This window comes from Sinorhizobium sp. CB7 (assembly GCF_041357635.1).
Classification (GTDB): domain Bacteria; phylum Pseudomonadota; class Alphaproteobacteria; order Rhizobiales; family Rhizobiaceae; genus Rhizobium.
On record NZ_JAULLL010000005.1, the window covers coordinates 338,730 to 351,806 of the forward strand.

Annotated in this window: 8 protein-coding genes and 2 pseudogenes; 6 read left to right on the forward strand and 4 right to left on the reverse strand. The window is 60.4% G+C overall.

Annotated elements, in window-relative coordinates; genetic code table 11:
* Positions 1–4 precede the first annotated feature (4 nt).
* The 3 genes from AAE029_RS12345 to AAE029_RS12355 all read right to left on the reverse strand — a co-directional run bounded on the left by AAE029_RS12345 (position 5) and on the right by AAE029_RS12355 (position 3,768).
* On the reverse strand, positions 5–631 hold the full coding sequence (locus AAE029_RS12345; RefSeq protein ID WP_371073133.1) for an aminotransferase class IV family protein: 627 nt from the start codon (positions 629–631) through the stop codon (positions 5–7).
* On the reverse strand, positions 616–1,776 hold the full coding sequence (locus AAE029_RS12350) for an aminodeoxychorismate synthase component I (protein ID WP_371073134.1): 1,161 nt from the start codon (positions 1,774–1,776) through the stop codon (positions 616–618). The genes AAE029_RS12345 and AAE029_RS12350 overlap by 16 nt, the downstream gene beginning before the upstream one ends.
* Before the next feature lie 135 nt (positions 1,777–1,911).
* Positions 1,912–3,768 (reverse strand): M3 family oligoendopeptidase, encoded by a 1,857-nt coding sequence (locus AAE029_RS12355; RefSeq protein WP_371073135.1) that lies wholly within the window; start codon positions 3,766–3,768, stop codon positions 1,912–1,914.
* Positions 3,769–3,988: 220 nt separating this feature from the next.
* On the opposite strand from AAE029_RS12355, the pseudogene AAE029_RS12360 reads away from it, so the two are divergent.
* The 5 genes and pseudogenes from AAE029_RS12360 to AAE029_RS12380 all read left to right on the forward strand — a co-directional run.
* Positions 3,989–5,243 (forward strand): annotated as a pseudogene (locus AAE029_RS12360) (sigma-54-dependent transcriptional regulator); the annotation flags it as partial.
* An 89-nt stretch (positions 5,244–5,332) separates the two neighbouring features.
* Positions 5,333–5,545 (forward strand): annotated as a pseudogene (locus AAE029_RS12365) (helix-turn-helix domain-containing protein); the annotation flags it as partial.
* Positions 5,546–5,733: 188 nt separating this feature from the next.
* Entirely contained in the window at positions 5,734–7,590 is a 1,857-nt protein-coding gene (locus AAE029_RS12370; protein WP_371073136.1) for a DUF882 domain-containing protein, read from the forward strand.
* Between the two features lie 357 nt (positions 7,591–7,947).
* The gene (locus AAE029_RS12375; protein WP_371073137.1) at positions 7,948–8,220 is read left to right on the forward strand and encodes a hypothetical protein; all 273 of its coding nucleotides are present in this window, start codon (positions 7,948–7,950) and stop codon (positions 8,218–8,220) included.
* A gap of 127 nt (positions 8,221–8,347) precedes the next feature.
* Positions 8,348–10,111, forward strand: coding sequence for a tetratricopeptide repeat protein (locus AAE029_RS12380; protein WP_371073138.1), 1,764 nt, complete (start codon positions 8,348–8,350; stop codon positions 10,109–10,111).
* A gap of 50 nt (positions 10,112–10,161) precedes the next feature.
* Here AAE029_RS12380 and AAE029_RS12385 read toward each other — a convergent pair whose 3' ends face one another.
* Positions 10,162–10,584 (reverse strand): helix-turn-helix domain-containing protein, encoded by a 423-nt coding sequence (locus AAE029_RS12385; RefSeq protein WP_371073139.1) that lies wholly within the window; start codon positions 10,582–10,584, stop codon positions 10,162–10,164.
* A gap of 70 nt (positions 10,585–10,654) precedes the next feature.
* On the opposite strand from AAE029_RS12385, the gene AAE029_RS12390 reads away from it, so the two are divergent.
* Positions 10,655–12,889, forward strand: a complete 2,235-nt coding sequence (locus AAE029_RS12390) for a heavy metal translocating P-type ATPase (protein ID WP_371073140.1) — start codon at positions 10,655–10,657, stop codon at positions 12,887–12,889.
* Positions 12,890–13,077 lie beyond the last annotated feature (188 nt).

The window sequence follows — 13,077 nt, forward strand, 5'->3', positions numbered from 1 at the left end:
GAGATCAGTCCTTTAGCAATTGTGCGCGTATCAGGCCGCGCAAGGAATTTCCGACATAGAGATCGGCACTGTCGAGATCGGCAAGCGTTATGCGGCCGACACGGGCCCTGCGCTGGCAAATGAGCTCGGAGCGCAGCACGCCCGCGAGCAGGCCGCAGGAGATCGGCGGCGTGCGCAGAATGCCGGAGCCGTCATCGAGAAAGATCGATGTGATCGTGCCTTCGCAGACCTCGCCCCTTTCATTGAGCATGATGACCTCGTCGGCGTCCTGCGGCGTAAATTCGGCGCGGGCGGCCTCATAGACATTGCGGCGGGTGGTCTTGACACGCAGCAGCCGATCGGCCGAGTCGAGACGGGTTTTTGCGATCCGGACACGCCAGAGCGTATCCGGAGGCAGGGCTGAAAAGGGTGCCGTCGTCACCTCGGTCCTGCCGTGGCGATCGAAGGTCAGGCGCACGCGCAGCGGGCCGGTCGCGGCTCTTACCGCCTCGTTCAGCGCCTCCTCGGCACCAAGCGGCTGCGGGAAGCCGAGGCGGCGGGATGAGCGATTGAGGCGGGCGAGATGCAGCCGCAGGCGCACGAAGCCCGTTTCAGGCTCCCATCGCAGCGTTTCTATCAGCGAGAAATCCATTGATCTCCCACGGCGAACCGCGCCTTCAGCAGGCATTCGTCATATTCCGCCTCGGCGGTCGAATCAAAGACGATGCCACCGCCGACATTGAAGACCGCGTGGCCGCCATCGAAAAGCGTGATCGTGCGGATGGCGACGGAGAAGCGCATCGCGCCGGTCGGCGAGATCATGCCGATGGCGCCGCAATAGGCGTCGCGCGGGCCGTCTTCCAGATCATACAGGATTTCCATCGCGCGCATCTTCGGCGCACCGGTGATCGAGCCGCAGGGGAAGAGTGCCGCAAAGATATCCCGGATCGAAATGCCGGGCCGGAGCCTTGCCTGCACATGGCTTACCATCTGGTGGAGGGTCGGGTAGGTCTCGATGTCGAAAAGCTTCGGCACGTCCAGCGTTCCGACCTCGGTGATGCGTGATATGTCATTACGCAACAGATCAACGATCATGCGATTTTCGGCCTGCGTCTTGATGTCGTTGCGCATCTCTTCGATGATGGCCGCGTCCTCGGCGGCATCAGCGCCGCGTTTGGCCGTGCCCTTCATCGGATGGGTCTCGATCCAACCATCCTCGTCGGTATGGAAGAAGAGTTCAGGTGAGCGGGACAGGATGACCGGACCGCCGAGATCGACGAATGCGCCATATTTCACCGGCTGCCGCTCGATCAGGCTCCAGAAAGCGGCGCGGGGATCGCCGCTCCAGCGGGCGGTGATCGGCATGGTCAGGTTCGCCTGGTAGCAGTCGCCCTGCCTGATGTGCCAATGGAGACGATCGAACCGCTCTTTATATATAGCGAAATCCCAGGCCGCTTTAGGGTCGGTCAGGAATTCTGCGTTTTCACTGCGCTGTTTCGGCTGGGCAAACGGATGAGTGTCGTCAGCAGGTCCATCGAAGACGCCGAAACACATAAGCGGCGTTTCGCGCCGTTCTTCGGCGAAGGGCGCCAGTTTCTTTTCGAAGAGATGGCCTGCTTCATAGGACATATAGCCCGCAAGCCATTTACCCTTGGCTTTCGCCTCTTCCATACGGTCGATGCCGTCGAAGAACTCGTCGCGCGTGCGGGCGACGATGATCTCGGCCGGATCGGCGAAGAGCATCACTTGGCCGGTCGTGTCGTCCCGGAAGAGAATATAGGGTTTGGTTTTCGCCATGGGTGAAACTTCAATTGGATTGCCCCTCACCCTCACCCTAACCCCGCTCGCGGGGAGAGGGGACATCGAGGTTTGGCCTGGTCGCTCCCTCTCCCCGCGAGCGGGGAGAGGGCTGGGGTGAGGGGCACACTCTCGTCAAGCACTCCTATCAAGCGCCTCCAATTCGTCGATCAGCCCTTCGATCATCGACAGGCCCTTGCCCCAGAACGACGGATCGGTCGCGTCGAGGCCGAAGGGTTTCAGAAGCTCGGAATGATGCTTGGTGCCGCCGGCTTTGAGAAGCTCGAAATATCTGTCCTGGAAGCTCTTGTCGGACTTTTGGTAGACGGCATAGAGCGAATTTACCAGGCAGTCGCCGAAAGCATAGGCATAGACATAGAAGGGCGAGTGGATGAAGTGCGGGATATAGGCCCAGTAAGTCTCGTAGCCTTCCGAAATCCGGATCGCGGGGCCCAGGCTTTCCGATTGCACCGACAGCCACAGCTCGCCCATATCGTCCGAGGTCAGCTCGCCGGCCTTGCGAGCGGTATGGACCTTGCGCTCGAATTCATAGAAGGCGATCTGGCGCACGACGGTGTTGATCATGTCCTCGACCTTCTGGGCGAGCATGGACTTGCGCTCGCGTTTGTCGGTCGTCTTGTCGAGCAGCGCACGGAAGGTCAGCATTTCGCCGAAGACCGAGGCGGTTTCCGCAAGCGTCAGCGGCGTCTGGCACATCAGCGCGCCCTGGCCGGCGGCCAGCACCTGGTGCACGCCGTGACCGAGCTCATGGGCAAGCGTCATCACGTCGCGCGGCTTGCCCAAATAGTTGACGAGCACATAGGGATGGGCGGAGGGGACGGTCGGATGGGCGAAAGCCCCCGGCGCCTTGCCCAGACGCACCGGCGCGTCGATCCATTGCTCGTCGAAGAAGCGCCTGGCGATCGCTGCCATTTCCGGCGCGAAGGCGTGATAGGCCGAAAGCACCGTCTCCTTGGCCTCGGGCCAGGGGATCAGAGTATGCGGGGTTTCCGGCAGCGGCGCGTTGCGATCCCAGAACTCCATCTGCTCCATACCGAGCCACTTCGCCTTCATCTTATAATAGCGGTGCGAAAGGCGCGGATAGGCTTCCTTGACGGCGAACGCCAAAGCGTCGACCACCTCGCGCTCGACGCGGTTGGCCAGATGCCGGCTGTCGGCGATATCCTCGAAGCCACGCCAGCGATCGGATATATCCTTGTCCTTGGCGAGCGTGTTGGTGATCAGGGTGAAGGTGCGGATATTGGTCTTGAAGACCTCGGCCAGCGCCAGGGCGGCCTTGCGCCGCAGCTCGCCGTCGCGCTCCTGCAGCATGTTGAGTGCCACTTCCAGCGGCACCTTCTCGCCGTCGATCTCGAAGCGCAACTCCGCCATCGTCTCATCGAAGAGCCGGTTGAAGGCGGCCGAGCTCGTCATGGTTTTTTCAAGGAAGAGCTGCTCCAGCTTGTCTTCGAGCTGATAGGGCTTGTCCTTGCGCAGGTCGACAATCCAGGGGCGGTAGTGGCCGGCGAGCGGATCCCGGTCCATGCAGGCATCCATGACCGCGTCGTCGATCCGGTTCAGCTCCAGCCCGAAAAAGAGGAGATGGGAGGAGAATTCCGTCAGCTTCGCCTGAGCGTCGCCATAGAGCTTGCCATTGACCGGGTTGCTGGTGTCCGAGAAATAGGTGAGGCCGGCAAAGGAGCCGATACGTCCCATCAGATCCTCCAGTGCCTCATATTCCTTCAGAGCAGCCCCTATGCCTTCCTCGCCGGTCTTGGTTGCGGCATCCGCAAGCTTGCCCTTCCATTTCTCCTCGAAGGCGACCGCCGCCTTGCCGGCCTTCTCCATGTCGAGGACATAGGCGGTCGAGGTTGCGGAAGGATAGAGATCCTGCAACTTCCAGACCGGCAGTTCGCCGAGCTTGGGATCGGTCGTGGCCGCCGAAGGGCCGGCTGAGAGATTAAGACGGGCGTGGAACGAGGTCGGGCTCATGGCGGTTGTTCCTCTGTTTTTCTTTATCTGACACGTTCATTACCTCCGTGTCTATTCGCGCGAAGAGGCGGCGGCAAGGGGCGATTTAGCGTTGAAAGCGCCGGTCTGGCACGGATTCCCTGTTCGCCATAATCGTTAAAATGCAATTATTTCTCAAAACTGGATGTTCAAGCCTTTCTGCCAAAGTCCAGCCTCAGGTTTCGCATGAAGTGAGGCACACATGACCGGTCAAAATGAGTTCAAGGGCATTGGACAGATTCTCGTCGTCGAAGACGATCCCATACAGAGACGCCTGCTCAAAAATGCCATTGAGCGCATCGGTCACGTGGTCCATCAGGCCGAAAACGGTCGGATCGGTCTCGAGGTACTGAAGCGCAACAGTGGCCAGATCAATGTTATCGTTCTCGACCTGATGATGCCCGAAATGAACGGCATCGAGTTCCTCGAGGCGCTGCATGACATGGGTACTGAAATTCCTGTCATCGTGCAGACGGGGCAGGGCGGGATCGAGACGGTCGTGCAGGCGATGCGCGCCGGCGCCTTCGATTTTGTCGTCAAGCCGGTCTCGCCTGAGCGGATCGCCACGTCGATCACCAATGCGCTCAGGGTCGATCACAAGGAAGCCAAAGCGCGCGCTGGCCGCCGCTCTCGCTCGGGTGCAGTCAGCTTCGACGACATCGTTTCGGCAAGCCCCGCCATGATACGCGTGATCGACCTTGCCCAGCGCGCTGCGCAATCCAACATTCCGGTCGTGCTGGAGGGCGAATCCGGCGTCGGGAAGGAGCTTGTGGCGCGCGCCATCCAGGCGGCGGGCGACCGTTCCAACCGTCCGTTCGTCACGGTCAACTGCGGCGCCATCCCGCATAATCTCGTGGAAAGCATTCTGTTCGGTCACGAGAAAGGCGCGTTTACCGGCGCAACCGAGCGTCACGTCGGCAAGTTCATGGAGGCCGACGGCGGCACGCTTTTCCTCGATGAAATCGGCGACCTGCCGCTCGACATTCAGGTGAAGCTCCTGCGCGCGGTCCAGCATGGTGAAATCGAGACGGTCGGCGCCCGCCTTCCACAGAAGGTCAATGTGCGATTGATCTCGGCAACCAACAAGGATTTGATCGAGGAAGTAAAGAGCGGGCATTTCCGCGAGGATCTCTACTACCGCCTGAATGTCTTTCCGATCACGATCCCGGCGCTACGCAAGCGCAAGGAGGATATTCCGCATCTGGTGCGGGTTTTCGCCGACCGCTTCGCTCTTGAACAGAAATCGGGCCATCGCCTGACGGTGAGCCCCGGCGCGATGGCTCTGTTGACCGCCTATGACTGGCCGGGCAATATCCGTCAGCTTGAGAATGCAATCTTCCGCGCGGTCGTCCTGGCGCAGGGAGACGAACTCACCGAGGCGGATTTCCCGCAGATCGCGGCTCAGATGCCGGACTATGCGATGACCGATCATCTGGCTTTGGTAGCCGACAACGTTTCCTTCGAAGAGGCCGAATCACAGTTCGCATCCGCTGTCGACAGCCACTTTACCGCCTCAATGGCGGGCCTTCTCACGCGAGCTAACGAGTCGGCAGAAAATGTGATCGTAAGCACAAATCCGTCTGGCGACGTGCGCAAACTTGCCGATGTCGAAGAGGAACTCATCCGCTTCGCACTCAAGTTCTATCGCGGCCAAATGAGCCAGGTCGCCCGCAAACTCGGCATCGGAAGATCGACATTATATAGGAAACTCAAGGACTACGGCATTGACCCCGACAATCCGCAAAAGGATGCCGCATGACCGGCATCCGATAACGGCGCCTGTTAACGAGCCGGCAATCATAATTTGTTACCCGTCATAAATATCTTGTTAGTGTACCGTTCACTATATAAGAAGAGGTTGAATACGTGTGGCATTTTTGCCATCGTGTGACCGCAATTGACAGTCATCTGGGACAGCGCGACTTAGTCTGTCGGACGGGGATCGAATTGCCGAATCTGAATGGAAAGATGGGGCCATCTGGCTTGAGATGGCGTTCCTTGGGCGAAGGATTATGCAAAAAATTGGCAAGGACGACTGTAGTCGCCTTGGTCGCAATAGCCGTCTCCACTCCGGCATTTGTCAGTTCCCCTTCGCAGGCGGCCGGAGAAACCCGCAGCCTCAAGCTCTATTTCATTCACACCGGCGAAAAGGCAGTCATCACTTACAAGCGGAATGGCAAGTTCGATCCAAAAGGGCTCGAGCAGCTCAATCGTTTCCTGCGCGACTGGCGGCGCAATCAGCCCACCAAGATGGATCCGCGCCTTTTCGACCTGATCTGGGAAGTTTACCGTCAGAGCGGATCGCGTGATTATATCAATGTCGTCTGCGGGTTCCGTTCACCTGCGACCAACGAGATGCTGCGCGGCCGTTCCCGCAATTCGGGTGTTGCGGAAAAGAGCCAGCATATGCTCGGCAAGGCGATGGACTTCTTCATTCCCGACGTGAAGCTTGCAACGCTGCGCGCGATCGGCATGAAGATGGAGGTCGGCGGCGTCGGCTTCTATCCGAAATCCGGCTCTCCTTTCGTGCACATGGACGTCGGCGGCGTGCGCGCATGGCCGCGCATGAGCCGTCAGGAACTGGTCAGGCTCTTCCCGGACGGCAAGACCATGCATATCCCGGCTGACGGCAAGCCGTTGCCGGGCTATCAGCAGGCCGTTGCCGAATACAAGCAGCGCGTCAGCTCGACGAGCATTCAGATCGCCAGCGCATCCGAGCAACCGAAGCGCAGGAATCTTTTTGCTGTTCTCTTCGGTGGCGGGGCTGACGAGGAAGAGGATACCAACGACGATACGACGGCAGTTGCGAGCGCTGCGCCGGCGAGGTCGAAGCCTCAGACTGCTCCTGCGGCTGCCGCGCCTGCGGCCGAGACTGAAGTGGCGAGCGTGAATGCGCCGACCCCGCAGGTTCGCCCGGCCTTCAAGAATCAGCCTGAAATGGCAGCGGCGCTCGTACCGCCTGGTTCCGGCAATGCCGCGCAGGCCGCTCTTGCCGCAGCTCTGCCAGGCGATCAGCAACAGCAATCTCAGACCTATGCCGATCTCAGCGCCTATAGCATTCCGGTACCGTCGCTTCGCAGCGACGCCGTTGCGACGCCGAATGGCGATGTCATGACGGCGTCGGCGGATCTCACCGTACCTGTGCCGTCGGAACGGCCTGAGGTGGCGGGAACGCTGCTTGCTTCGGCCGACACCGATATGGAAACCGAGGGCGACGAGGCGGATCAGCAGACGCTTTCGCCCGAGATCGCGGCACAGCTCGAACAGCATCGCGCCGACGAACGCGCCGAAATGGCAGCGGCGATGCCGGCGCCGCAGACCACGACGCCGGTTGTTCAGCCTGCCAAGCCGGTGACGGCCACGATGGCGGCAAAGGCGCCGCCGGCAAGGACGCCGGCGCAGCCGATGCTGGTTGCAGCTCTTGCTCCGGCGACGAAGTCTGCGAGCTCCGCCGGTGCCTTTGAGGTGCCGAAGCCGGTCGAGACCGGTGTGGCCGCAGGTCTCCCCGTCAAGGGCGGCCGTCCGACCAAGCAGGAAGCCGAGGCGGCCGATGCCAACCGGGCGAGCGTTCGCACCGAGCCGAAGCTCACCCAGAATATCATTTCCCGATGGGCGCTGACCAAGGCACGGATGGAAACGGTGTCGAAGCCGGTCAAGGCGCCACGATTCGTCAGCCAGACGCTGCGGGCCCAGCCGACGGCCGTTTATTCCGAGGGATTCTCGGTCAAGACCGCTTCCATCGATCCGGCGCGCTTCAGTGGAACGGCGGTGAACTTCATGCAGGTGCGTAAGTTCAGCAACTAAAGCCTATCGCGTGAAGGTAGGCTCACGCGACAGGCTTTAGCTTATCGTTTTCATGCATGTCGTTGCCGCAAAACCAACCGCTGCACAATTTTGCGCGACATGCATGAGGCAAGTTCCGGCGCCTGTGCAACGACAATTGTGTTCCGTTTTCCAGCCCCGAAAATCGAACCGATTTTCGGGGCTCTGCGTCTCTTGGTGCTATCGTCGCCTGTGGAGCGGACTTATTGCCCACCGAGCACATCTCTTTTCTGTAACCGTAACGTACTTCCGCGACGGTCTCGTGGAGAAATACAGTTGCCTGAATTTCCGTCACGATCGGTGGGAAATGCCTGAGAGCAGGAGGATCCAAGCGGAGCGATGTCTGAACAGGGTGGGCGACGAGGCCTCTGGAAGCTGATGTTGAAGTTGCCGGCGCTGCGCGGGCAGCTGCAGGTTCTCACGGCCCATAGCAGCTCTCTCGGAAGTCTCTGCGAGGCCTATGACGAAGCCAGCGCAACACTTGACCGGCTCCGGAGCAGGACTTCCATGAAAGACGGCGCAATGATTGCGGAATATGAAATGATCTGCTCCGAAATCGAAACGGAGGTCATTCAGATCTGTCTCGACACCGGTTCGAATGCGCCGGAATAATGCAAGGTTTGCAACATATAGATACTTCAGTTTATTTTTTAATTAGCATTTCATGTTTTAACTTCTTGCTAAGCGTGCAATAAAACTGTCTGCTTTCATCACGATCTTGCGGCAGCGGGAGTGGGCCATGAACGCTTGCGGAAACGAGGCTGAGGCGGCTGAAGTCACCGAGGCGGAGGGGAGAGCCGAGCTAGAGCGTCTTTTCGCCGATCCCAGATTTCATGCGACGGAGCGAAGTCGATCGTTTCTTCGCTATGTCTCGAACGAGTATTTCGAGGGGCGCGAGGCGGGGGTGAAAGCCTATTCCATTGCCGTCGACGTGCTGGGGCGGCCATGCAGCTTCGATCCTTCGCTGGATCCGATCGTCCGCATTGAGGCAACACGGCTTCGATCATCTCTCGACAGATATTATGAAGCTTTCGCAGAACAGGGCTGCGTGACTATTCGTCTCCCGAAAGGGCGCTATGTACCTGTTTTCAGCCGCTCGACCAGTTCTTTACAGTCGGGAACTGCCGATCCGGACGAGCTTGCGAATGACGTCGAAGACCTTGTAGCCGACGACGAAGGGCAGATGGCGAAAGGAGAAACGGCCGAGCTCCCTATGTGGAAATGGGGCTTTTTGCTGCTCGCCGTATTTCTTGCAGCGGGCGCCTATGGCGGCCTGGCCTGGTTTCGTGGCCAGCCGCAATTCACTGAGAAACCCACCATCACGCTTGCGATGACGACGGTTGACGCCGCCCTGGAGAGCGAAGCCAGCGCCACATTGGACTATCTGATGGTCGCCTTCTCGCAATTTCAGACGCTCAAAATTTCTTCGCGGCACGATCGTCTCGATCTGGTGACTGCATCGACCGTGCCGGCCGAATCCAGCTTCCGCCGGTCGCGTCCCTATAGCATCCTCTTCAAATATTATGGAGACGCCCACGACCGGAGCGTGTGGTGGCAGGTGATTGATTCCAAGTCGAACGAGGTGCTGAAGTCCGGCGTGGAAACGATCATGACCGACGGTAAGAGTGCCGCGGCAGTGAGGGACGAGCTGGTCACGGTCCTGTCGCGGAGATTCGCCACGACAAGGGGCGTCATCAACAATCTGGAGACCCACGAGCAGACCGGTGACGAGGTCCTCGGAAACTCCTGTGTGTTGCGGGCCGAGTATGCGCTCGATGATCAGGGCTCGGACAAGCTGGCGGAGGTGACCGAGTGTCTGACACGCACGTTGGCGGCTGAGCCCAAGAACCCCGATGCGACAGCAACTCTTTCCCGGGTGCTTATCGCCTCCGAAATCGATGCTCCGACGCGCGCAACACTGGAACGTGCCTTAGCGCTTGCGAACAGGTCGGTCTCGCTTGCTCCATTATCGGATCGCGCCAATATCGCCCTCATGATCGCCCAGTTCTCCAACGGCCGCACCGAGGCGGCGATCAATGCCGGCAACCGGGCGCTTGCCCTCAATCCCAATAATCCGGAGGTTTCCGCGAAACTTGGAGCGGTCCTCTTTGCTTCCGGTTTCTGGGAGGCGGGGGTTTCTCTCGCCGAGGATGCCGGACGTTCCGTCGATGCCGTTCCGCGGGCGGCCAGCCTCGTCCTCGCGCTCGACGCCTATAGGCGCGGAGACTATTCTCAGTCATCGCTCCTGGCCGAGCAGATTCCCTGCAGCGACTATGTGGTGCGCGTGCTGAGGACAGCGGCTCTCGGGCAACTGGGATCGTCGGAAGCGACCGACAAGCTTGCGGAAATGAGACGAAGCGATCCGGTTTTCGAAACAACTTATGTTCGAAACATGCAGTCGCGTCGCTATGAAAACAGGCTTATCCTCTCCCTGCAGGATGGATTGGCCAAGGCCGGAGCGCACTTCCGATCGGCGGCCCTTCCCCATTCCATGCTCTTTTAGACTACGCGATTGCGGACAGAAAGCTGCTGCGCACTTTTCCTGGGATTGCTTTAGTGATGGGGATGCATGCATTTGCCGTGATCGGCGAGGACTTCGATGACCCGGCACTGATCGACGCGACCATGGCCGGAGCCTTCCACCATCATCTCGAGTTCGGCCTTCAGCGCCAACAGGCTGCGGATGCGCTGTTCGACTTCGACAAGACGCGCCTTGGCAATGGCGTCGGCCGAGGCGCAGGACTGGTTGGGATCATCCTGCAGGCTCAACAGGGTACGGATCGAATCCACCTCGAAGCCCAGCTCTCGTGCATGGCGAATAAAGGCGAGCCGATCGAGGTCCGAGGGCTCATAGGAGCGCTGATTGCCTTCGCTGCGGGCCGGGGCGGCGAGCAAGCCGATGCTTTCATAATAGCGGATTGTCGGAATTTTCACGCCGCTTTGGCGAGCGGCTTCGCCAATCGTGATCTTTTTCATGATTTCCTCTTGCATCTCTAGTCGCTAGAGGATGTAGGAAGGATGCTTCTCTTTGACAAGGAAGCGGATCATGGCAGAGGCAGCACAGACAAAGTACCGGATCGGCGGCATGGATTGCGCCGGCTGTGCCAGCAAGATCGATGTGGCGGTCAGACGGATGCCAGGTGTTGAAGACGTGTCCGTCTCCGTTACGGCCGGAACGATGACCGTGCGCCATGATGGCAGCAGCGATCTGGTCGCTATCGAGAAGAAGGTCATCGGACTCGGTTATTCCGTCGTGCCGTTTTCCGGCGGGGCAGCGCTGGTGCAAGACGAGAGACCTCATGATCATGACCACCATCACCATCATGACGCGAGTAACGTGGACCGCAAAGATCGCCATGAAAAGGAGATCGAGGGTCTGCATGGCCACGACCGGACCACGATGACCGGTACCTGGTGGCGAAGCAGGAAAGGCCGTCTGACGATCGCTTCCGGAGCGGCGCTTGTCATCGCCTATGCCATCGGCCATCTGATTCCGGCGATCGCTTCCTATGCCTTTGTCGCCGCCATGTTGATCGGGCTCGTGCCGATCGCGCGGCGCGCCGTCATGGCGGCGCTCTCGGGTACGCCCTTCTCGATCGAGATGCTGATGACCATCGCGGCCGTTGGCGCGGTCATCATCAATGCCGGCGAGGAGGCTGCAGCCGTCGTCTTCCTTTTTCTCGTCGGCGAACTCCTGGAGGGTGTGGCTGCCGGCAAGGCGCGTGAGAGCATCCAGTCTCTCACCGGCCTGATGCCGAAGAGCGCGCTCCTGGACGAGGGCGGTCAGACGCGCCCGGTTCCTGTCGAAAGCCTTGCCGTCGGTTCGATCATCCTGGTTCGTCCCGGCGACCGCATCTCGGCAGACGGCGTCATCCTGTCGGGCGAAAGCGAGATTGACGAAGCTCCTGTGACCGGCGAAAGCACGCCGGTGCGTAAGGGCGTCGACGATGCCGTCTTCGCGGGAACCATCAATGGTGACGCGGCCTTGCGCGTGCGGGTCACCGCCGCCGCGGCCGACAATACGATCGCGCGCATCGTCAGGCTGGTCGAAGAGGCACAGGAGTCGAAGGCGCCGACCGAGCGTTTCATCGATCGTTTCTCGCGCTACTACACGCCGGGTGTCGTGGTCGTTGCCGCCCTGGTGGCGGTCCTGCCGCCGCTTCTCTTCGGCGCGTCATGGGGCGAATGGATATACAAGGGTCTGGCGATCCTGCTGATCGGCTGCCCCTGCGCGCTGGTCATCTCGACCCCTGCGGCAATTGCCGCTTCGCTCTCGTCGGGCGCCCGGCGCGGCCTGCTTCTCAAGGGAGGCGCGGTGCTGGAAACACTCGGCAAGATCACGGCGGTGGCGCTGGACAAGACCGGAACCCTGACGAAGGGAAAGCCGAAGGTGACCGACGTCATCGGCTTCGGCTCCAGCGAGGCGGAGGTCCTGAAATATGCCGCGGCACTCGAGACCGGATCGAGCCATCCGCTGGCTTTGGCAATCCTTTCCAAGGCAGCCGCCGACAATGCGCAGATCCCGGCTGCCTCCGACGCCAGGGCGCTCGGCGGCAAGGGCGTTGCGGCGACCGTCGACGGCATGAACGTCTTCCTCGGCTCGCCGCAGGCAGCTGGCGAGCTCGTTTTACTCTCGGCGGATCAGACCGCCCGGATTGCGGCGCTCAACGATGAGGGCAAGACGGTCTCGGTCCTGATCATCGGCGAAACGCTTGCCGGCGCGATTGCCATGCGCGACGAACCACGGACGGACGCGAGGGCCGGTCTCAAAGCGCTGAAGGAAGCGGGGGTCAGGATCGTCATGCTGACCGGCGACAACAGACGGGCGGCAAAGGCGATCGGCGCAGAGCTCGGCATCGAGGTGCGCGCCGAGCTGATGCCGGAGGACAAGCAGCGCGTTATCGGTGAGCTGAAGAAGGAAGGCCTTGTCGTCGCCAAGGTCGGCGACGGCATCAATGATGCGCCGGCGCTGGCAGCCGCGGATGTCGGCATCGCCATGGGTGGCGGCACCGATGTCGCGCTCGAAACCGCCGATGCCGCCATCCTTCACCAGCGTGTCGGCGACGTGGCCGCGATGATTGATCTCTCGAAGCGCACGATGCGCAACATCTTCGAGAATATTTCGATCGCGCTCGGACTGAAGGCGGTGTTCCTCGCAACGACGATCGTCGGCATTACCGGCCTTTGGCCCGCCATCCTCGCCGATACCGGCGCGACCGTGTTGGTGACGATCAATGCGTTACGCTTGCTGAGGCCTGTTGGGGGGAAGGGCAGCCTTTAAAGCCTGTCGCGTGAAAAAAGATTCACGCGACAGGCTTTAGCTTATTGCTTTCATGCATGTCGTTGCCGCAAAAACCGCTGCACACTTTTGTGCGACATGCATTAGCCTCAGGTATCGGCTTACTGATCAGGGCGCGGTTCACGGTACGGCGCATGCGCGCCAGGCGCAGCAGGTTGGCGCCGCTCGGC